The 19047-nt window shown below is 71.1% G+C and carries 16 protein-coding genes and 1 pseudogene; 7 read left to right on the forward strand and 10 right to left on the reverse strand.

The features are described from left to right. The first annotated feature begins 130 nt into the window (after positions 1-130). Positions 131-1084, forward strand: a complete 954-nt coding sequence (locus tag SROS_RS41500; protein ID WP_012894959.1) for a sulfite exporter TauE/SafE family protein — start codon at positions 131-133, stop codon at positions 1082-1084. Here SROS_RS41500 and SROS_RS41505 read toward each other — a convergent pair. Beyond that, entirely contained in the window at positions 968-2041 is a 1074-nt protein-coding gene (locus SROS_RS41505; RefSeq protein WP_012894960.1) for a glycoside hydrolase family 26 protein, read from the reverse strand. The two genes, SROS_RS41500 and SROS_RS41505, sit on opposite strands and share 117 nt — an antisense overlap. Before the next feature lie 312 nt (positions 2042-2353). Here SROS_RS41505 and SROS_RS46690 point away from each other — a divergent pair, with 312 nt between their 5' ends. The 6 genes from SROS_RS46690 to SROS_RS41535 all read left to right on the forward strand — a co-directional run bounded on the left by SROS_RS46690 (position 2354) and on the right by SROS_RS41535 (position 8980). Next, positions 2354-3631 carry a YveK family protein gene (locus tag SROS_RS46690; RefSeq protein ID WP_012894961.1) on the forward strand — a complete coding sequence of 426 codons (1278 nt, stop codon included), beginning with the start codon at positions 2354-2356 and terminating at the stop codon, positions 3629-3631. After that, positions 3628-4920, forward strand: a complete 1293-nt coding sequence (locus SROS_RS41515; RefSeq protein WP_012894962.1) for a hypothetical protein — start codon at positions 3628-3630, stop codon at positions 4918-4920. Before SROS_RS46690 ends, SROS_RS41515 begins: the two co-directional genes overlap by 4 nt. Continuing rightward, the gene (locus SROS_RS41520) at positions 4917-5822 is read left to right on the forward strand and encodes a hypothetical protein (RefSeq protein ID WP_012894963.1); all 906 of its coding nucleotides are present in this window, start codon (positions 4917-4919) and stop codon (positions 5820-5822) included. The genes SROS_RS41515 and SROS_RS41520 overlap by 4 nt, the downstream gene beginning before the upstream one ends. Next, the gene (locus tag SROS_RS41525; RefSeq protein WP_012894964.1) at positions 5819-6676 is read left to right on the forward strand and encodes a sulfotransferase family protein; all 858 of its coding nucleotides are present in this window, start codon (positions 5819-5821) and stop codon (positions 6674-6676) included. Before SROS_RS41520 ends, SROS_RS41525 begins: the two co-directional genes overlap by 4 nt. Positions 6677-6776: 100 nt before the next feature. After that, the gene (locus SROS_RS41530) at positions 6777-8081 is read left to right on the forward strand and encodes a lipopolysaccharide biosynthesis protein (RefSeq protein WP_012894965.1); all 1305 of its coding nucleotides are present in this window, start codon (positions 6777-6779) and stop codon (positions 8079-8081) included. Beyond that, the gene (locus SROS_RS41535) at positions 8078-8980 is read left to right on the forward strand and encodes a sulfotransferase (protein ID WP_012894966.1); all 903 of its coding nucleotides are present in this window, start codon (positions 8078-8080) and stop codon (positions 8978-8980) included. Before SROS_RS41530 ends, SROS_RS41535 begins: the two co-directional genes overlap by 4 nt. A gap of 566 nt (positions 8981-9546) precedes the next feature. Here SROS_RS41535 and SROS_RS50450 read toward each other — a convergent pair. The 9 genes and pseudogenes from SROS_RS50450 to SROS_RS41570 all read right to left on the reverse strand — a co-directional run bounded on the left by SROS_RS50450 (position 9547) and on the right by SROS_RS41570 (position 19013). After that, positions 9547-10374 carry a hypothetical protein gene (locus tag SROS_RS50450; protein WP_148269382.1) on the reverse strand — a complete coding sequence of 276 codons (828 nt, stop codon included), beginning with the start codon at positions 10372-10374 and terminating at the stop codon, positions 9547-9549. Between the two features lie 270 nt (positions 10375-10644). Beyond that, positions 10645-10871, reverse strand: a pseudogene (locus tag SROS_RS54685) (IS701 family transposase); the annotation flags it as partial. Between the two features lie 451 nt (positions 10872-11322). After that, the gene (locus SROS_RS41540) at positions 11323-12162 is read right to left on the reverse strand and encodes a WecB/TagA/CpsF family glycosyltransferase (RefSeq protein ID WP_012894968.1); all 840 of its coding nucleotides are present in this window, start codon (positions 12160-12162) and stop codon (positions 11323-11325) included. Then, complete coding sequence (locus tag SROS_RS48955; protein ID WP_012894969.1) at positions 12162-13103, reverse strand: glycosyltransferase family 2 protein; 942 nt, start codon at positions 13101-13103, stop codon at positions 12162-12164. The genes SROS_RS41540 and SROS_RS48955 overlap by 1 nt, the downstream gene beginning before the upstream one ends. Continuing rightward, positions 13100-14059 (reverse strand): sulfotransferase, encoded by a 960-nt coding sequence (locus SROS_RS48960; protein ID WP_012894970.1) that lies wholly within the window; start codon positions 14057-14059, stop codon positions 13100-13102. Before SROS_RS48960 ends, SROS_RS48955 begins: the two co-directional genes overlap by 4 nt. Before the next feature lie 404 nt (positions 14060-14463). Continuing rightward, positions 14464-15726, reverse strand: a complete 1263-nt coding sequence (gene cysN / locus SROS_RS41555; protein ID WP_012894971.1) for a sulfate adenylyltransferase subunit CysN — start codon at positions 15724-15726, stop codon at positions 14464-14466. A gap of 118 nt (positions 15727-15844) precedes the next feature. After that, positions 15845-16759, reverse strand: a complete 915-nt coding sequence (gene cysD, locus SROS_RS41560; RefSeq protein ID WP_012894972.1) for a sulfate adenylyltransferase subunit CysD — start codon at positions 16757-16759, stop codon at positions 15845-15847. Between the two features lie 20 nt (positions 16760-16779). Further along, positions 16780-17547 carry a 3'(2'),5'-bisphosphate nucleotidase CysQ gene (locus tag SROS_RS41565; protein ID WP_012894973.1) on the reverse strand — a complete coding sequence of 256 codons (768 nt, stop codon included), beginning with the start codon at positions 17545-17547 and terminating at the stop codon, positions 16780-16782. Then, positions 17547-19013 carry a sugar transferase gene (locus SROS_RS41570; protein ID WP_012894974.1) on the reverse strand — a complete coding sequence of 489 codons (1467 nt, stop codon included), beginning with the start codon at positions 19011-19013 and terminating at the stop codon, positions 17547-17549. Before SROS_RS41570 ends, SROS_RS41565 begins: the two co-directional genes overlap by 1 nt. Positions 19014-19047: the final 34 nt, after the last annotated feature.

Below are 19047 nucleotides of genomic sequence, written 5' to 3' on the forward strand. Positions count from 1 at the left end.
CACGGCACCGCCGATCCGGGGAGGGCGCGCCCGCCGGGAGGCGGTCACCGCGCCGCCGATCGGAGGACGCGCCCGTTGAGGCGCGACCACGGGACCGTGCACGCGGCCGTCGAGGAAAGGTGAACGACCGATGGGCATCGACTTCCCCCTCGCGGCCGGATCGTTCTTCGTCGCGATCGTCGTCGGCCTGACCGGCATGGGCGGCGGCGCGCTCATGACGCCGATGATGATGTTGTTCTTCAACGTGCCGCCCCTGGCGGCCGTCTCCAGCGACCTGGTCGCCTCGGCCGTGATGAAGCCGGTGGGCGGGGCCGTCCACATGCGCCAGGGCACCGTCAACCTGCGGCTGGTCGGCTGGCTGTGCGCGGGATCGGTGCCCGCGGCCTTCTGCGGGGTGCTCGTGGCCCGGGCGTTCGGGGACGGCGAGCAGATCCAGCAGACGATCAAGTACGCCCTGGGCGTCGCGCTGCTGCTGGCCGTCGCGGGCCTGGTCGCCAAGGCCTGGCTCTCGCGACGCGAGGGGGAGGTCTCGACGGACCTCGGTGAGATCGTCGTGCGCCCATTTCCGACCTTACTGGTCGGTATAATCGGCGGCCTGGTCGTCGGCATCTCGTCCGTGGGCTCGGGATCTCTGATCATCGTGGCGCTGCTCGTGCTCTACCCCGCGCTGAAGGCCAACCAGCTCGTCGGCACCGACCTGGTCCAGGCCGTCCCGCTGGTCGTCTCGGCCGCGCTCGGGCACCTGCTGTTCGGCGACTTCCAGCTCGACGTCACCACCTCCCTGCTGGTCGGCTCGATCCCCGGCGTCTACCTGGGCGCGCGGGTCTCGGCGTGGGCTCCCGGCGGGATCATCCGCGCGCTGCTCGCGGTGGTGCTGCTGGCGTCCGCGCTGAAGCTCCTCGGCGTGGGCAACGCGGCCACGCTCTGGATCCTGGCCGGCGCCGTGGCGGCCGCCGCCGCCGGGTGGTCACTGCTCAGGGACCGGGGTCGCGCGGAGGTAGGGGTCGCGGGCGAGCTCGGAGAAGGCCCTCAGGCCGCCGGGGGTGGTGTCGAAGCGGGTGTCTCCTCGCGGCGCCCGCGGTGAGTCGAAGTAGACCAGCGCCTTGATCTGGGGGTAGCGCCGCATCTCCTCGCGCACCGAGGTGAAGAACGACTCCTTGAACCCGGGCCGGCCGCGGCGCTCGAACACGCCCCATTCGGCGATCATGATGGGCTTGCCCGGGAAGCGCGACTGCATCCAGCGGTAGAACCCCGGCCACCCGGCGAACTCCTCGCGGGTCTTGTTGACCAGCCCGTCGAAGGTGTGCACCCTGTCGTCGACATACGGGTCCATCGCCACCCAGTCGACCACGTCGTCACCGGGGTAGAGCCTCTCGAACCAGGGCTCGGCGGCCCAGTTGGGCGCGCCCATGTAGGTCATGACCGTGACCGCGTTCCGGACGCCCCGCGCCCGCAGGCGCAGCACCACGTGCCGGAACATCGCGGAGTAGTCCTCGGCGGTCATCCCCGAGCCCGGGGTCTCACGCACGTCGTTCTCCGGCTCGTGGTGCACGGTCAGGAAGAACCTCTCGGGGAAGCTCCTCAGGACGTGGTCGGCCAGGCGGTCGATCCGCTGGTCCAGCGCTCCCCCGGCGATCTCCGCCCAGGTCCGGTCGGTGGACGGCTTCCAGTTGATCAGCAGGAGCCTGCGGCCCGCGGGATCGCGCGCGATCTTCCGCTCCTCGGGGGTCGGGAAGAGCTCCGGACCCCGGTGGTAGACGTGCATGATGCCGGCCGGGCGGCCCATGCGCCCCTCGGCCCGCTCCAGCGCCCGCCCGGGGCGCCTGCCGGTGAAGATCTCCGGCGCGATCCCCCACCACGCCCCGCACGAGGGGATGAGCTTGGCGGTGACCTCGCAGCCGGTCGCCGACGGGCTGATGCCCAGCAGGCCGTTGACCCGGGCCGCGGCGCGCTCCGGCGACTCCCCGGAGACCGCCGCGGGCTGAGCGCACGCGCTCATTCCCAGGGCCAGGGCGAGACCCACGCCGCCGATTCTGACCATGCATGACTTTATCCCTAAAGCGGCTTTTATCCGACGCAACGCTTCCTCGCAGACGCTCCGCTTGCACGTTTCCTGACTTTATCCGGAACACACCCTCCCACCCTCCGGACGTGCCGCGTCACGGGCTTTGCCGGTCCGTGCCGCAGCCGTCCGACCAGAGAAGGGAAATATCGGATAAACGATAGTTATCGCACCGTGATTAGCAGGATCAATCTGAAGAAAATCTTGTGTAATGGATCGGGGAAATGGCGATCCGACCTATAGTTCCTAGGGTTCTGAAGCGCCGACGCCGCCCGAAAGGGACCGCAACGTATGAGCCTGCCACCGGACACCCCCGTCCGCCGCTCCGGTGGAGACCTGGCGGACTACGCGTCCCTCCTCCGCCGCAGATGGCCGATCCTGCTGTTCTTCCTCGCGGCCGGGATCGGCGGCGGCGGCGCCCTGCTCCGGCTCACCCCGCCCTCCTACACCGCCACCGCCCAGGTGCTGGTCTCCCCGACGGGCCTCTACGAACAGACCAACCAGGTCACCAGCCGGCAGCGCGAGCCGCTCAACCTCGACACCGAGGTGCAGATCGCCCAGTCCGCCGTGGTCGCCGGGAAGGTCCGGGCCGCGCTCAAGAGCACGCCGGCACCCGTCGACGTCTCCGTGCCGCCCAACACCTCGGTCCTGGAGATCTCCTACACCGCCGCCGACCCGCGCACCGCGGCAGCCGGGGCCGGCGCCTACGCGCAGGCCTATCTGGCCAACCGGGGCGAGTCCGCCACGCAGGCGCTGGACGCCCAGCTCAAGGCGCTCCTCGCCAAGCTCAAACAGGTCAACGCCAGCCTGGTCACGGTGGCGGACACGCTCCCCGGCCTGGCGAGGGGGACGGCGGAGCGGACCATCGCCCTGCAGCGGCAGAACGTGCTCGGCCGCCAGATCTACCACCTCACGGTCAGATACGACGCGCTCAGGACCATCCCCGTCACCCCGGGTTCGGTGATCAGCGAGGCGGTCGCCCCGGCCGGGCCCAGCGCCCCCAGCCCACCCCTGCATCTCGGCAGCGGTCTCATGATCGGCCTGCTCGCCGGGGTCGGCGCCGCCTGGGTCCGCGACCGCCTCGACACCAGGATCCGCACGGGCTCCGACGTCAGGCGCCTGACCGGCCTCGACCTCCTCAGCGCGGAGGAGGTCGGAGAGCTGACGGACGGCGCGGGGAGCGCCGTGCTGCTGATCACCGTGCCGGGGACGTCCTCGCGGGACGTGGCGCAGGCCGTACGCGGTCTCGACGAGCGCAGGATCCCCGTGCTCGGCGCGCTCGCCGCCCCGCCGGCCGGGCCGTCGGCCGTCTCCGGCGGCCGGCCCCCGGAGAGCCGGCGGACCCCGGAGAGCGGACGGACTCCGAGGGCGGGGCGGGCCTCGAAGTCCGGCCGGGTCCCCAAGTCCGGCCGGACCCGCGCCTCCGCCCCCGCTGACGCCTCCGCGCCCACCTTCGCCGGCGGGACGGCCCACGGCACCGGAGGCCGGCCCGCGCCGGCCCCGCACCAGGCCGCCCCGCCGTCGCAGCCGCACCCGCCCTCGGCCGACAAGATGGTCTTCCCGACGTGAGAGGCCTCCCCCCGGCGGCCTGGCCGATCGCCGCACTGCTCATCGGCTACCCCCTCTGGTGGGCACTGGGCTTCGGCGGCCTGGCGGTGATCGTGCTGGCCCCGTCGATGGCACTGGTCCTGTGGCGACGGCGGCCGATCAGGGCACCGCGCGGGTTCGGGCTCTGGCTGCTGCTGCTGGCGGGCTACCTGGTCAGCGCGCTCATGCTCGGCGAGATGCCGCCCGGCACCTACGGCGAGCTCGGCGCCGGACGGGTGATCGGCTACCTGATGCGCCTGTTCCTCTACGTCTCACTAATGATCATGGTGCTCTACCTGGGCAACCTGACCGAGCGGGAGCTGCCGCAGCTCACCCTCGTACGCATGCTCGGCGTGCTGTTCGTCACGGCCGTCGCCGGCGGCCTGCTGGGCGTGCTGGCCCCCCGGGCCGACTTCACCTCGCCGGTCGAGCGGCTCCTGCCCCAGTGGATCAGCGGCAACTCCTTCGTCCACAACCTGATCCACCCCACCGCCGCCCAGGTGCAGAAGGTGCTCGGCCACTCCTCCCCGCGCCCGGAAGCCCCGTTCGAGTGGGCCAACGCCTGGGGCAGCAACGTCTCGGTGCTGCTCATCTGGTTCGTGGTCGGCTGGTGGGTGTACGGCGGGCCGCGTAGGCGCCTGGCCGTGGCCCCGCTGATCGCGCTGGCCGCCGTCCCGATCGTCTACTCCCTCAACCGCGGCCTCTGGATCGGCCTGGGCATCGCCACCGCCTACCTGTTCCTGCGCCTGGGCACGAGGGCCCGGGTCGTGGTCTTCTCCGCCACCGCCTGCGGGGCACTGGTGCTCTTCCTCAGCCCGCTGCAGGCGATGGTGGCCCAGCGGCTGGACAACCCCCACAGCAACGACATCCGGGCCTTCACCGTCACGGCGACCGTTGCGGCGACGGCCACCTCACCGATCATCGGCTACGGCAACACCCGCAACGCGACGGGCAACCACCGCACGGTCACCACCGGGAAGACCGGCTGGTGCGACGTCTGCGGCCACCCTCCGCTGGGCAGCGACGGCCAGCTCTGGCACCTGATGATCACGCAGGGATTCGTCGGAGCCACGCTCTACGTGGCGTTCTTCGCCGGGGCCGTCCGCCGCCACTGGCGCGACCGGAGCCCGATCGGCCTGGCCGGGGTCCTGGTGATGATCCTCACCCTGCTCTACATGTTCGTCTACGACGGGCTGGTCACGCCGCTCAGCCTGTATCTGATCTCATTCGCGCTGCTCTGGAGGAACTCGATGGCGAGCAGGGCCGCATGAACGACGCCCGCGTCCGGCTGCGCTACCTCGACGAGACCATCGGCCTGCTGTTCCCCGGCTCCGGCGGGCGCCGGCCGTACAGCGTGCTGCCCCATCCCCTGCTCCCCCGCAGGCTGGTGCCCCGCGCGTGGTGGCATCCCGGCAGGAAGGTCATGGTCGCGTCGGATTCGGACGAGGCCACGATCGAGACCTATCTCAGCGAGGTGCTGGGCGCCCCCATCAGAATCGTGCTGCACGTCCGGCCCGCCCTGCGGGCCAACCGCAAGCCGGTCCTGGAGGCCCACGCCCCCGACGGGCTGGCCGCCTTCGTGAAGATCGGCGCCACCGACAGGGTCCGCGAGCTCATCGCGAACGAGGCGCGGGCGCTCGACCTGCTCGCCGGCGTGCCGCTGAAGACCGTCGTCCCCCCGGCCGTGCTGCACCACGGATCCTGGCGCGGCCTGTCCGTGCTCGCGCTGACCCCGCTCCCGGTACGGCGGGGCAGGATCCCCGAAGACCTGCTCATCGGCGCGATCGGCGAGATCAGCCGGATATCCGGCCACGGGTCCGCCTGGCACGGCGACTTCTCGCCATGGAACATCGCACGCGGAGCGGACGGGCGGCTGCTGGTCTGGGACTGGGAGCGGTTCGCCACCAGCGTGCCGCTCGGCTTCGACGCCGTCCACCACTTCTTCCAGCGCGCCCTGCGCCGCACCCGCCCGGCGACCGCGGCGCGGGCATGCGTGGCGCGGGCCCTGCCGATCCTGGCCCCGTTCGGGCTGTCGGCGGCGGAGGCCAGGCTGACCGCGATCCGCTACCTGATCGCGCTGGCCGACCGGCACGCGGCCGACGGCCACGCCCCGCTCGGCCCGGCCGAGCACTGGCTCAACCCCGCCGTCGACTTCGAGGAGGCCCTGACGTGAGACCCAGGCTGAAGCGTTCCGTCCACGCCGTGTCGCGGACCACCGGACGCCTCACCGCCGGGAGCCGGGTGCTGCCCTCCTTCCTGATCGCCGGGGCGCAGCGCTCCGGCACCACCTCGCTCTACCGGGCGCTGGCCCAGCACCCGCTGATCCTCAAGCCCGTCCTCCACAAGGGCGTCCACTACTTCGACGTGGCCTACGACCGCGGCCTGCCCTGGTACCGGGCGCATTTCCCGCTGCAGGCCACGGCCTCCCGGCTGGCGCGCCGGTACGGCTGCCGCCCGCAGGCCTTCGAATCGTCGCCCTACTACCTGTTCCATCCGCTCGCCTGCCCCCGGATCGCCTGGGACCTGCCAGGCGTGAAGGTGATCGTGCTGGTCCGCGACCCGGTGGAACGCGCCTTCTCTGCCCACGCCCACGAGCTGGCCCGGGGCTTCGAGAACGAGACCTCCTTCGCCAGGGCGGTGGAGCTGGAGGAGAGCCGGCTGGCCGGGGCGGTGGAGGGGTTGTGCGCCTCCCCGTACTCGGTGAGCCACGCCCACCGCCACCACGCCTACCTGGCCAGGGGGCGCTACGCCGAGCAGCTCGCCCCGCTGGAGCCGCTGATCGGCCGGGACCGGGTGCTCGTCCTGGACAGCGGGCGGTTCTTCGCCGAGCCGGAGACCGTCTACGACCGGGTGCTGGAGTTCCTCGGACTGCCGCACATCGGCGACCCGGTGTTCGAACGGCACAACGCCCGGCCCCGGCCCGCGCCGATGCCCGACCCACTCCGCCGCGAGCTGACCGACCTCTTCGAGGAGTCCGACGCCCTGCTGACCCCGTGGCTCGGCACGGAGCCGACATGGCGGCGCTGACCTCCCCCGGCGCGCATCCGCGGGACAGCGCGCCCCCCGGCGGGGCGGCCCCGCCCCTCTCCGGCCCACCGCCGCCCCCGCCCCAGGACGGAGGGCAGCCGTGCCGGCGCTGACCCTGCTCCGGCCGCTCCGGCTGCCCCGCCTGAACGGGCCCGCGCGGGGCGGGCTGGCCGGGCTGGCCGGGGCGGCGACCGCCGCCGCCGCGCAGTTCGCGGTGGTCGTGCTGGTCACCCGGGAAGCCGGCCAGGAGGCCGCGGGCGCCTTCTTCGCGGCGACCGCGCTGTGCCTGATGGCCGCCGGCATCCTGCGGATGGACGCCGGCAACGGGCTGATCTACTTCATCGCCCGCTCCCGGCCGTTCGGATACCGCTGCACCTCCGGCTACGTCCGCGCGGCGCTCGTCCCGGTGGTGGCGCTCTCGCTGGTCACCGCGACGGCAGCCCTGCTCAGCACCCCCGACCCCACGGTCCGGGTGCTGGCCGCGGCGCTGCCGGTGGTGGTGTGCGCGGACATCGTCGTGGCCGCGACCCGCGGGTTCGGCGCGATGCGGCCGACCGTGCTGCTGGGCGGCGTGCTCCAGCCGGTGGCCCAGCTCGTGCTGGTCTCGGCCGTGGTGGTGGCGGGAGCCGGGTCGGTGCCGCTGCTCGCGGCGGCCTGGGCCCTGCCGTCCCTGCCAGTCCTGCTGCTGTCGGCGATCTGGCTGCGCCGGCGGCTGCCGTACACGCCCTACCTGCCGGGGACCGCGCACGACCTGTGGCGCTACACCTGGCCCCGGTCGATGGCCGCCGGGATCCAGGCGGTGTTCCAGCGGCTCGACATCGTGGTCGTGGCGATGCTCGCCGGGCCGGTCGAGGCCGCGGTCTACACCGCCGCCACCCGATTCAAGATCGTGGGTCAGCTCGTCAACCAGGGGCTGACCCAGGCCGTGCAGCCGAGGCTGGTGCGCGCGCTGACCGCCGGGGACCTGGCGCGCGCCCGCGAGCTGTACCAGTCGACCACCATGTGGCTGGTCCTGCTGACCTGGCCGATCTGGCTGGGCTACGCCGTGCTCGCACCGTGGCTGCTCGGCCTGTTCGGCGACGGCTACGCCTCCGGCGTCCCGGTGGCGCTCGTGCTGGCCGCGACGATGATGCTCGCCACCGCCTGCGGCATGGCCGACGTGGTGCTGGCCTCCGCCGGGCACACCGGCGCCGGCCTGGCCAACCTGGTCGCCGCCATCACGGTGACGGTGGCGCTCGACGCGCTGCTGGTCCCCGTCTGGGGGGCGTACGGCGCCGCCCTCGGCTGGGCCGGAGGCATGCTGGTCAAGAACCTGCTCCCGCTGTGGCGGATCCATCGCCGGTACGGCCTGCGCCCCTTCGGCGCCCACAGCCTGGCCGCCCTGAAGTCGTGGCGGGCACGATGACGCCCGTGCTGGTGACCGGGCTGCCGCGGAGCGGGACGAGCTGGACGGGCAAGATGCTCTCGGCGGGCGGCGAGCTGGTCTACGTCAACGAGCCGCTGAACCCCCAGCACCCGCCCGGACGGTGCCCGGGGGTGCTCAACGCCCAGGTCACCCACCGCTTCCAGTACATCTGCCCGGACAACGACGAGACCTGGCTGCCCGCCTTCGCCGACACCGTCGCACTGCGCTACCGGTTCCTGGCCGAGCTGCGCCGCAACCGCTCGCCGTACGACCTGGCGAGGATGGCCCGGTACGGCACGGCGTTCACGCTCGGCCGGCTGACCGGGCGCCGGGCGCTGCTGGACGACCCGTTCGCGCTGTTCTCGGCCGGCTGGTTCGCCGAGCGGCTCGGCTGCCGGGTGGTCATCCTGCTCCGCGACCCCGTGTCGTTCGTCGGGAGCTGGCAGCGGCTGGGCTGGACGATCTACTTCCACGAGCTGCTCGAACAGCCGTTGCTGGTCCGGGACCACCCGCACCTGGAGGAGCTCCGCCCGCTGGTGGGCTGCCAGGACCGGCTCGCCAAGGCCGTCGCCCTGTGGCGTGCGGCCCGGACCGTCGCCGCCGACCTGGCCGCGCGGCATCCGGGGATCCTGCTGGCCCGCTACGAGGATCTGGCCGCCGATCCGGCGCGGGGCTTCCGCCGCCTGTACGACTGGTCGGGCCTGACCTGGTCCGTCCGTGCCGAGGAGCGCATCTCCCGCGCGTGCACGGCAGCCGCCACCGGTGCCGGCGGCTTCGCCTGGAGCGGTCTGTCCCGCACCGCCTACCGGCCGATGGACTCCCGCCGGGCCCTGGTCACGGCGGCCGGCCGGCTGACCCCGGAGGAGATCCATCGGGTCAGGGAGCTGGCCTCCCGGTAGACCTTCCCCCCCTCGGCAGCCGGGTGGCCGGGCGCCGGCTACGTGGCCTCCGACGTAGCCACGACAAGCCGCACCGCACTCCCGGTGGCACCGGTCTACCGGCGTTTCCAGGCCGCCTCCGCAGCCAAGACGGGGACCACCGGGACAGGGGGTCAGTGAGAGACCCGGCGGGAGCGGCAGTTATCTGGGGTGCTGGAAACGCGTCAGGCATGTGAGGCAAGTGGGCTCCCACGAACGTGCCTGACACGTTATCGGGGGTTGTCAGGCACGTTCGCTGCCTGTGGAACCCGACGGATCTCTCGGCGGCTCCTCCCGCGGATCCCAGGGATCCCCGGTCTGCGTCAGGCACGGTTGACGCCTTCAGAGGGAGCGCGCCAAGGTTCCTGTGTAGCCGTTGTCACTTGGGCGGGAAGCGCCGGATGGCCGGAGCTCGTCGGGCAGACGCCCCGCTAACGACATTCGCCAGGATGGCGAGTCGGCACCCGAGGAGCGGGAGGGGGGCCGAGGGGGCCGCGTGTACGTAGCGCTTCGGCAAGCACGGAGGCAAAGCAGGGCGGCGGCGTCCGTCAATAGACCTTCGGGTCCGACTTTGTCCATTCTTTGGGGTATGCGTCATTGGGGATGGCTGCACCCCCAAGATACAACGCTTTGTAGGACGAAAAATTTTCATCAGTCATAGCGCTGACACGAAACGGCGATCCATGATCGTCAATCATGTGGGTCGCCAGTTTCCCCTCGCTCAGGGTCTCCATGGATAGAGAGAACTCGCAATAACTTCTCCGGGTGGATGCTGCGACCTGGAAAGTGATGCTCTCGCCTTTTGCTAGCTTTACTGTCTTCTCCGAAAAGTAGTCGCCTCTCCATTCCCCTTCGACTTCTCCCTCGGCGCGGGACGTAGGGGCGTCGAGATCGAAGCCGATGGGAACATTCTCTACCTCTCCAGCTGAAGGGTCATAGAACATCGTTCCCCGCAGGGGGGCTGAGCAGCTCTTTTCTGCCTCCATCCCCACGATGTCGACGCCCCTGTCGGCGTTTCCCCGGACGACGATCTTTATCTTGACGCTTCCCCCGTCGACCGCGCCGTGCTGGCGTAGCCAGTCCGCTTGCTTCCGCGACCGGTCTGGTAGGGAATGCAGTTCGGCCAGCTCGGAATGGCTGAAATCGATAGCGTCGGCAGCCACCATCGAGCCACCGTCGTCCGGGCCGGGTGGTTCAACGCGCGCGAGATCTATCAAGACCGGAGGCCCGGCAGAAGGCGTGAGCGAGACCGAGGGGGCCGGTGAAGGGCTGATGGAAACATGAGGAGGGCGTGAACCAGGGGGCAATGTGCTCAAGGCACTTTTCTCTCCCTCCAGAGGTTTTTCGGCAATCTTGATCAACACTCCGACGAGCACGGGAACGAAAATTGTCGCAAGGGCCCATGCGATGTACCGCCTCCATCGCGGGCGAGGTCTATGACCGGCAGGGTGCACACGTCGGGATTGCTTCATCGAGCGCGGCCTCCGAGGTGGCAGTTGTAGAGGATCATAGATGTGCCGTGATTCATTTACTCAGAAAACGCGCCTTCCGCCAACCGGGCACAGCCCGGCGCAGCGTGACGCACCGATACCTTGAGAGCGTCTCGCGACTTCTTGGTCATCTAATACTGCAGTGACACTTTTCGATCATGGTTCGGATCTGCGCTGGTAGTGAAAGTGTCGGGCTCCGGCTTGGTGGCGACGCCGCCAGTCTGACCAGTGCAGGATGGCCATGATCGTGTGGGTGACAGTCAGGACGAGCGCGGCCAGCAGTCGCCGGATCTTGGGCAGTGTCAGCGGGATGCGATCGGGGTGCCGGTTGGCGGGGCGGCGGCGATCGCGGCCAGGAGGGCCAGGGCGAGCATGGCCAAGGTCGGCGTCGGGGAAACAATGGAACAGTCAATAGCGATAAGCGGTTCTGGGCCTGCTAGTCCAGGCCGTCGACGGCACCGGCCGCCGGTTGCTCGACGTCCTGGTACGGCTGGCCGGGCCGCGGACCTCCGGCGCTCCAGCCGACGCGGTCACCGCGGACGAGGGGGCGGCCGCACTACGAGCGGCGCTCGACGGCCGCCGCCTGGTCGGCTGGGACGCCCGTCCGCTTAGGGCGGTGGCCGACCGCAAAATCAGAGCTGAGCTCGGTCAACTTGGCCTACGTGAAAGAAGAGATCATCATCCTCTGACCTGCTGAAAGGGTCCGACAACCCTAGATAACGATCGGAGAGGGGCCACCGGGCGGGGGTCCGTCAGGAGACCCGGGAGACGGGCCCGTCAGGAGACCCAGGAGACAGGACAGAGATCCATCAGGCGACCCGGAAGACGGGCCCATCAGGAGAACAGCCGCCGGAACAGGCAGACGGTGAGCAGCCAGAGCGCGAACGGCAGGTCGTGGAGCAGATACCGGCGGGCCAGCCGGCCGGGCTCGTTGAGCAGCCGGAAGAGCCACTCCAGCCCGGCCCGCTGCATCCACTGGGGCGCCCGGCGCACCGCACCGGCCGCGAACGCGATGGCCGAGCCGCACCCCACGAACCAGGTGCCGGGCAGGTCCTTGCGGAGCATCCCGATGAGCCGGTCCTGCTTGGGGAAGCCGAGCCCGACGAAGACCAGCCGGGGCCCGGCCGCCACCAGGGCGTCCCTGACCTTCGCGTAGCTCTCGGAGTCGGCCTCGAACCCGTACGGCGGGGCGTCGGTGCCGGCGACGAGCAGCCCGGGATGGCGGGCGGTCAGCCGGCCGGCCGCCTGCGTGGCCACCCCCGGCGGCCCGCCCAGCAGGTAGATCGGGTAGCGGTAGAAGGTGGCGGCCTCCGCCAGGGACCAGATCAGATCGGCGCCGGCCACCCTGCTGGGGACGGGCGTGCCGAGCAGCTTCGCCGCCCACACCAGCGGCATGCCGTCGGCCACCACGAGGTCGGCCTCCTCGATGATGCCGCGCACCTCGGAGTCGCGGGCGGCGGCCCAGCTGATGTCCACGTTCGGGGTGACGAGGTGACCGCCTTCACCGCGCTTCAGCGCGTCGACCACGTGGTCGACGACCTCGCTCTCGGTCATCGGATCGATCGCCAGACCGGCTACGTGCACCCTGCGGCGGAGCCGCCTGCGGGTGGCCTTGTCCGGGCGCGGCCGCTGGCGCGGGACGCTCAACGCCCCCTGGACGGTCCTGAACGCCATCAGATGCCGTGCCCGCGGTGATGCAGCGTGCTGAGCACGGCCTGAGCCGACACCAGGCCCGCCGCCACGGCGAGCGCGAGGGGCGCGCGGGGTTCGCCGTGCCGCGCGGCGAACGCCCGCCAGGCCCAGCGGCCCGCCTCCCGCCGCCGGCCGAGGGCGGCGTGGTGGAAGGCGAGTTGACCGTAGACCCGCGCCGCGCCGCGCGGATCCACGGCCAGATCAGGGTGCCGGGCGAGCATCCACTCCAGCCCGGCGATTCGATCGGCCCATCGGGTCGCGTACAGGGAGCCGCCCCAGCGGACGCGCACCAGGGGGCGGTCGACGTGCACGATCGGGTGGCGCGCGGCGGCGCGCAGCGCCAGGTCCCAGTCCTCGTTCTGGCCGTTGGGCGCGCTCTCGTCGACCCAGAACGTGCCCCGCCGGAACAGGAACGTCGAGGAGTGGACCATCACCATGCGGGAGCGCACCAGGTGGGCACGGGTGACCAGGTCGGTCCCGGCGAGACGGGGAACGCGGCGGGAGCCGTACTCGACCTGGATGGCACAGCTGGAGAACTCCGCACCCGGCGCCGCCTCCAGGGCGGCGACCTGGGCGCTGAGCTTGCCGGGCAGCCACTGGTCGTCGTCGTCGCAGAAGGCCACCAGGTCGGTGCCGAGCGCCGCGATGCCCGTGTTGCGTGCCCCGGGCAGGCCGGGGCTGAGCCTGTTGGCCACCACCCGGACACCGCGCGCGCCCGTCGTCTCCCCCCGGGCCGCCGGAACCCGGCCGGCCAGCAGGCCGGCCACCTGGTCGACGACCGAGACCGGGTCGCCGCCGTCCACGACGATGACGACCTCCACGGCGCCGGAATGATCCTGACCGAGCGTGGCGCGCGTGGCCGAGCGCAACTGGTCGGGCCGGCGCCCTCTTGTGGGGATGACCACACCCACCGATGGACTCACGCGAGCCTCCCGCGATAGCCGTACTTGTGCATGAGCGGCCAGGTCAGTGCGGCGACCAGGCGTTGGTGCCGGCCCGAGGCGGCGGTGCGCCAGCCCTCGTCCGGGGTCAGCCCGATCCGGCCGACCGTGAAGCGCATGGGGTTGCCCGAGGCCGTGTGGGCCATCGAGAGCTCGGCCCCGCCGTCGGCGAGGAAGTCCAGGCGGGGCCGGAGCCCGATCCTGGCGACCAGGCGCCTGAGCGTCTCGGCGGGGGCGCCGAGGAGATCCTCGTAGCGGATCCGGGTGACGGAGACGCCCCGGCGTGCCAGGAGCTCCAGGCTGAGGTTCTGGGTCAGCCAGTGCAGCGAGGTCCGGGCCGGCGACCAGCGGGTCATGGGGCGGCCGTCCTCGGGGCGCGCGACCCGCCGGTGCCAGGAGTGCGCGACCGCCCGGGGGTCGCGGACGACATGCACGACGTGCACGTCGACTCCGGCCGCGGCCAGGCAGAAGGCCAGGGAGGCGTGCTTGCTGGAGTCGATCACGACCGGGCAGTCGGCGACCTCGCCCGCCGCGTCGTACAGGCGGCGATGGGCGGCGGCGTACTCGCTCAGCTCGGCGAGGCCGGAGGAGGGCCATCCGCCGTCGTCCGGCCGCTCCTCGGTGAGGAGCTGGGCCAGGACGGGGATGCGCCGGGTGCGGTCCACCCGATGCCGGAGCGCCAGCACCCGGTGGGCCAGCCCCTCCGACCAGCCGCCGAACGCGCGCTCGCCGACCTTGCGCCAGAACGGGCACGAGCCGAACGGCTCGCGGCATCCGCACGCCTCGTCCGCCAGCACTCCCCGGGCCCAGAGATGAACGACCTCTCCGAGCGGCGCGACGCCGGGCACCTCACCGAGGAGGCGCTCCAGCAGAGTGGTGCCGCTACGGCCGAGGCCGCCCACGAAAACGACCCTGGCGGGGACGGGGCTATCAGACACAGGCGCGAATCCTTACCCGACGGATACGGAACGTGTTGACAATAGCGCGGAGAGTAATCAACCGGTCAGAGAACAGACAAAGGATCTACCTGGGCGGCGTCACGCCGGAATCGCGCCGTCCGGCAGCCCTCCCCGCTCCCGCCGGCTCCCACTCCCGACCGACTCCAAGCCGGCTCCCACTCCGGGCCCACTCCCGACCGACTCCAAGCCGGCTCCCACTCCGGGCCCACTCCCGACCGACTCCAGGCCGGCCCCCACTCCGGGCCCACTCCCGACCGACTCCAGGCCGGCTCCGGCTCCGGGCTGTCACGGCAGCACGACGGCCCCCTCCCCCGCGCCGGTGCTTTCGGCGGCGTCGGCGGAGAGGGCCGGCGTGGTGTGTGCGGTGACCGCCCGGGACGGGCCTACTTCGCCTCGACGATCATCCCGGCGCCGACGGTGTTGCTGGTGGACTCGTCCACGAGGATGAAACCGCCGGTGAGGCGGTTTCTCGCGTAGTCGTCCACGAACAGCGGCTGGGTGATGCGGAGCGAGACACGGCCGATCTCGTTCAGGCCGAGCGACTGGGCCGACTCGTCGCGGTGCAGGGTGTTGACGTCCAGCCGGTAGTGCAGGTCACGGACCAGGGCTCGGGCCGTCCGGGTGGTGTGCTTGATGGTCAGCTTGGTACGCGGTCCCAGCTTGGTGACGTCGCTCATCCAGCAGATCATCGCCTCCAGCTCCTGGGCCACGTGCGGCTGGTTGTTCGGACGGCAGATCATGTCGCCGCGCGAGATGTCGATGTCGTCCTCCAGCCGGAGGGTCACCGACATCGGCGCGAACGCCTCGTCCACAGGCCCGTCGAAGGTGTCGATCGACGCGATCCGCGTGACCAGGCCCGAGGGCAGGTGCATCACCTCGTCACCCGGCTTCAGCACGCCGCCGGCGACCTGACCCGCGTATCCCCGGTAGTCGTGGAGGGCGGGGTCGGTGGCCCGCTGGGGCCGGATGACGTACTGGACGGGGAAACGCACGTCGACCAGGTTCCGGTCGGAGGCGATGTGCACGTTCTCCAGATGGTGCAGCAGGGAGGAGCCGTTGTACCAGGGCATGCTCTCCGACCGCGACACCACGTTGTCGCCGTGCAGCGCCGAGATCGGGATGAACGTCAGGTCGGGCGCGTTCAGCTTGGCGGCGAAGGAGGTGAACTCCTCACGGATCTCCTCGAACCGCTCCTGCGAGTAGTCGACCAGGTCCATCTTGTTCACGGCCAGCACCAGGTGCGGGACCCGCAGCAGCGTGGTCAGGAACGCGTGCCGCCGCGACTGCTCCAGCACGCCCTTGCGCGCGTCGATCAGGACGATCGCCAGGTCGGCCGTGGACGCGCCGGTGACCATGTTCCGGGTGTACTGGATGTGCCCGGGGGTGTCGGCGATGATGAACTTGCGCTTGGGAGTGGCGAAGTAGCGGTAGGCCACGTCGATCGTGATGCCCTGCTCCCGCTCGGCCCGCAGGCCGTCGGTGAGCAGCGACAGGTCGGTGTATTCGGTGCCGCGGTCGCGGGAGGTGCGCTCGACCGCCTCAAGCTGGTCCTCGAAGATCGCCTTGGAGTCGAAGAGCAGCCGCCCGATGAGGGTCGACTTTCCGTCGTCGACGCTTCCCGCCGTGGCAAAGCGAAGGATGTCCATCAGAACTGCTCTCCAGGGGTCGTACGGCTTTCGCGGGAAGACTGCGTCGGAAGTGGCCCTCGGCTCTCGGCCGGCCGGCCCTCCACGAGGACCGGGCGGCGCGACAGAAGATCACGCACTAGAAGTAGCCCTCCCTCTTGCGGTCTTCCATGGAGGCCTCGGAGGCCCGGTCGTCGGCGCGGGTGGCGCCACGCTCGGTGATCCGGGTGGCGGCGATCTCGTTGATGATCTCCTCGACCGTCACGGCGGCCGACTGGACGGCCCCGGTGCAGGTCACGTCGCCGACCGTGCGGTAGCGGACGACGCTCTCGAAGAGCTGCTCGTCCTCGTCGCGGGTGATGAACTCGCTGTCGGCCAGCAGCATGCCGTCACGCTCGAACACCTTGCGCGTGTGCGCGTAGTAGATCGACGGGATCTCGATGCCCTCGCGCCGGATGTAGTCCCAGATGTCGAGCTCGGTCCAGTTGGACAGCGGGAAGACCCGGATGTGCTCACCCTTGCGGATCTTGGCGTTGTAGAGGTTCCACAGCTCCGGCCGCTGGCTCTTCGGATCCCACTGACCGAACTCGTCGCGGAAGGAGAACACCCGCTCCTTGGCGCGGGCCTTCTCCTCGTCGCGGCGGGCGCCGCCGAACACCGCGTCGTACTCGTTGTCCTCGATCGCGTCCAGCAGCGTGGTGGTCTGCAGGCGGTTGCGGGAGGCCCTGCGACCGGTCTCCTCGGCCACCCGGCCGGCGTCGATGGAGTCCTGGACGCTGGCCACGACCAGCCGCGCGCCCAGCTCCTCGGCGCGGCGGTCGCGGAACTCGATGACCTCGGGGAAGTTGTGCCCGGTGTCCACGTGCATCAGCGGGAAGGGGATCGGCGCGGGCCAGAACGCCTTCTCGGCGATGCGGAGCATGACGATGGAATCTTTACCACCGGAGAAGAGCAGACACGGACGCTCGAACTCGGCCGCCACTTCACGCATGATGTGAATGGCCTCTGCCTCGAGGACATCGAGCTGCGACGTGGTGTAGTCGCACTGGAGCATCAGACTCTCCTAGCGGGGATTTATCGGTGCAGATCCCGGATTCCAGCGAGCAACGTTGGCGCTAGTCCCGGTAGGGAAACAAGGATATCCGGCAATGACGGGTCGTCCTGGTTGTACGTCAGGGGCGATCCGTCAATGCGGCTGGCGTGGGCTCCGGCGGCGAGGGCCACGGCGACCGGCGCGGCGGAGTCCCATTCGTACTGGCCACCGGCGTGCACGTAGGCCTCGACCTCTCCGGTGAGCACCGCGGCGATCTTGGCGCCGGCCGACCCGATCGGGACCAGGTCGGCGCCGGCGAGGCCGGCCAGGTTCTGGACGAACTCCGGCGGCCGGGTCCGGCTGACCGCGATCCGCGGCCTGGCCTCCGGCCGGACGGCGGGCAGCACGGGGGGTTCGAGGGTCGACAGGGTCCGGCCCTGGGCGGGCAGCGCCACCGCCCCGGCGCTCAGCCTGCCGTTCTCCCAGAGCGCCACGTGGACCGCCCAGTCGCCGCGCCCCTCCTCGGCGAACTCGCGGGTGCCGTCGAGGGGATCGACGATCCAGACCCGCTCGGCCTTGAGGCGCCGGGGGTCGAGACGCTCTTCCCTGGTCGCCTCCTCGGACAGCACACTGTCACTCGGGCGCAACCGTGCCAGGGCGTCCATCAGGAACACGTGCGCGGAGGCGTCGCCCTCCTTGCGGAGCGCGGAGGGGTCGGCGAACCCTTGCTTCTCCCGCAGGGCGAGCAGCCTCTCACCGGCCTCCGTCGCCAGGTCCATGGCGAGAACGTGATCGTCGCGAATCGTCATCAGTATGCTCCAGCCCCTCGCGCGACAGCCGACCAAGTCTTCCACAGGATCTGCAGGTCCAGCGTGAGGGACCAATTCTCCACATAACGCAAATCCAGCCGCACCGATTCCTCCCAAGATAGGTCAGATCGCCCACTTACTTGCCAAAGGCCGGTCATTCCCGGCTTGACCAGCAGCCTGCGCCGGACGTCGTCGCCGTAGCGGGCGACCTCGTCGGGCAGCGGAGGCCGGGGGCCGACCAGTGACATGTGACCGAGCACCACATTGATCAACTGGGGCAGCTCGTCGAGGGAGTGGCGGCGCAGCCGGGCACCCAGCGGGGTCACCCGAGGGTCCTTACGGATCTTGAACAGCACGCCGTGCCCGTCTCCGGCGAGGTCGATCCTCTGCTGCTCGGCGTCGGTGCCCATCGTCCGGAACTTGTAGATCGTGAACTCGGTGCCGCCCCGGCCCACCCGGGTCTGCCGGAAGAACGCGGGCCCGGGGCTCGACATCCGCACGGCCGCCACCAGGCCGACGAGGAGCGGCAGCAGCGCCACCAGCAGCAGCCCCGCCCCGACCCGGTCGAAGAGGTTCTTGACCACCTGGCGCAGGCCCGCGATCTCGGGATGGTCCACGTGCAGCAGCGGCAGGCCGGCCGCCGGGCGGATCGTGATCCGCGGCCCGGCCACCTCCACGAGCGCCGGGGCGACGACCAGGTCGGTGTCGGTCTTCTCCAGCCGCCAGGCCAGCCGCCTCAGCGCCAGGCCGTCCATCTCCGGGCAGGCCAGCACGGCCACGGTGTCGGCCGCGATCTGCCCGACCACGAGCGGGACGTCGGAGAGGTCGCCCAGGACCGGGACCCCCTCCACGTCACCCATGCCGTCACGCGGCATGCAGACCCCCACGACCTCCATGCCGTGGTAGCGCTCCCGGCGGAATCGGCGGATCAGCTCGGCGGTCGCGGCCCGGTGGCCGACCGTCACGACCCGCCGCATGCAGTGGCCGCGCGCCCGCCTCCGGTGCAGGGAGCGGCGCAGGCCGTAGCGCGCGAGGAGGGTGAGCAGCGTCGTCAGCGGCAGCGCCAGCACCACGTAGCCGCGGGCCACATCGGTCTTGGTCACGTAGGCGCCGATGGCGAGGGTGGCGGTGAGCATGAACCCGCACTGGAAGACCCGCTGGAACTCCTCCGGGCCCAGGCCGAACAGGCGGGGCGCGTAGGCGCGGTTCAGCGCGACCGCGCAGATCCAGACGGCGGGGAGCGCGGCGCTCAACATCACGTAGGGAGTGACGTAGGGAGTAACCTCCCCGAAGCGGACGAACAGCGCCAGGAAGCCCGCGAGGGAGGCGGAGCCGATGTCGGCGGCGACGGCTCGCGCACGGTATCCGCGCACCCAGCCCGGCATACGCGGACGGGTCGCCGGCACCGGTCTCGGCGTCGCCTGGACGACGGTAACGTCGCGCACGCGCTCCCCCTGCGTAGCCATTCGTGGACGGACAGTCACTGGATGTTAGCGGGCA

The organism is Streptosporangium roseum DSM 43021 (genome assembly GCF_000024865.1).
Lineage (GTDB): Bacteria > Actinomycetota > Actinomycetes > Streptosporangiales > Streptosporangiaceae > Streptosporangium > Streptosporangium roseum.

What these genes read in the sequence shown, in the direction of transcription:
- SROS_RS41500 (WP_012894959.1), top strand. Translation starts at nt 131, where the DNA reads ATGGGCATCGACTTCCCCCTCGCGGCCGGATCGTTCTTCGTCGCGATC.
- SROS_RS41505 (WP_012894960.1), bottom strand. Translation starts at nt 2,041, where the DNA reads ATGGTCAGAATCGGCGGCGTGGGTCTCGCCCTGGCCCTGGGAATGAGC.
- SROS_RS46690 (WP_012894961.1), top strand. Translation starts at nt 2,354, where the DNA reads ATGAGCCTGCCACCGGACACCCCCGTCCGCCGCTCCGGTGGAGACCTG.
- SROS_RS41520 (WP_012894963.1), top strand. Translation starts at nt 4,917, where the DNA reads ATGAACGACGCCCGCGTCCGGCTGCGCTACCTCGACGAGACCATCGGC.
- SROS_RS41535 (WP_012894966.1), top strand. Translation starts at nt 8,078, where the DNA reads ATGACGCCCGTGCTGGTGACCGGGCTGCCGCGGAGCGGGACGAGCTGG.
- SROS_RS41540 (WP_012894968.1), bottom strand. Translation starts at nt 12,162, where the DNA reads ATGGCGTTCAGGACCGTCCAGGGGGCGTTGAGCGTCCCGCGCCAGCGG.
- cysN (WP_012894971.1), bottom strand. Translation starts at nt 15,726, where the DNA reads ATGGACATCCTTCGCTTTGCCACGGCGGGAAGCGTCGACGACGGAAAG.
- cysD (WP_012894972.1), bottom strand. Translation starts at nt 16,759, where the DNA reads ATGCTCCAGTGCGACTACACCACGTCGCAGCTCGATGTCCTCGAGGCA.
- SROS_RS41565 (WP_012894973.1), bottom strand. Translation starts at nt 17,547, where the DNA reads ATGACGATTCGCGACGATCACGTTCTCGCCATGGACCTGGCGACGGAG.
- SROS_RS41570 (WP_012894974.1), bottom strand. Translation starts at nt 19,013, where the DNA reads ATGGCTACGCAGGGGGAGCGCGTGCGCGACGTTACCGTCGTCCAGGCG.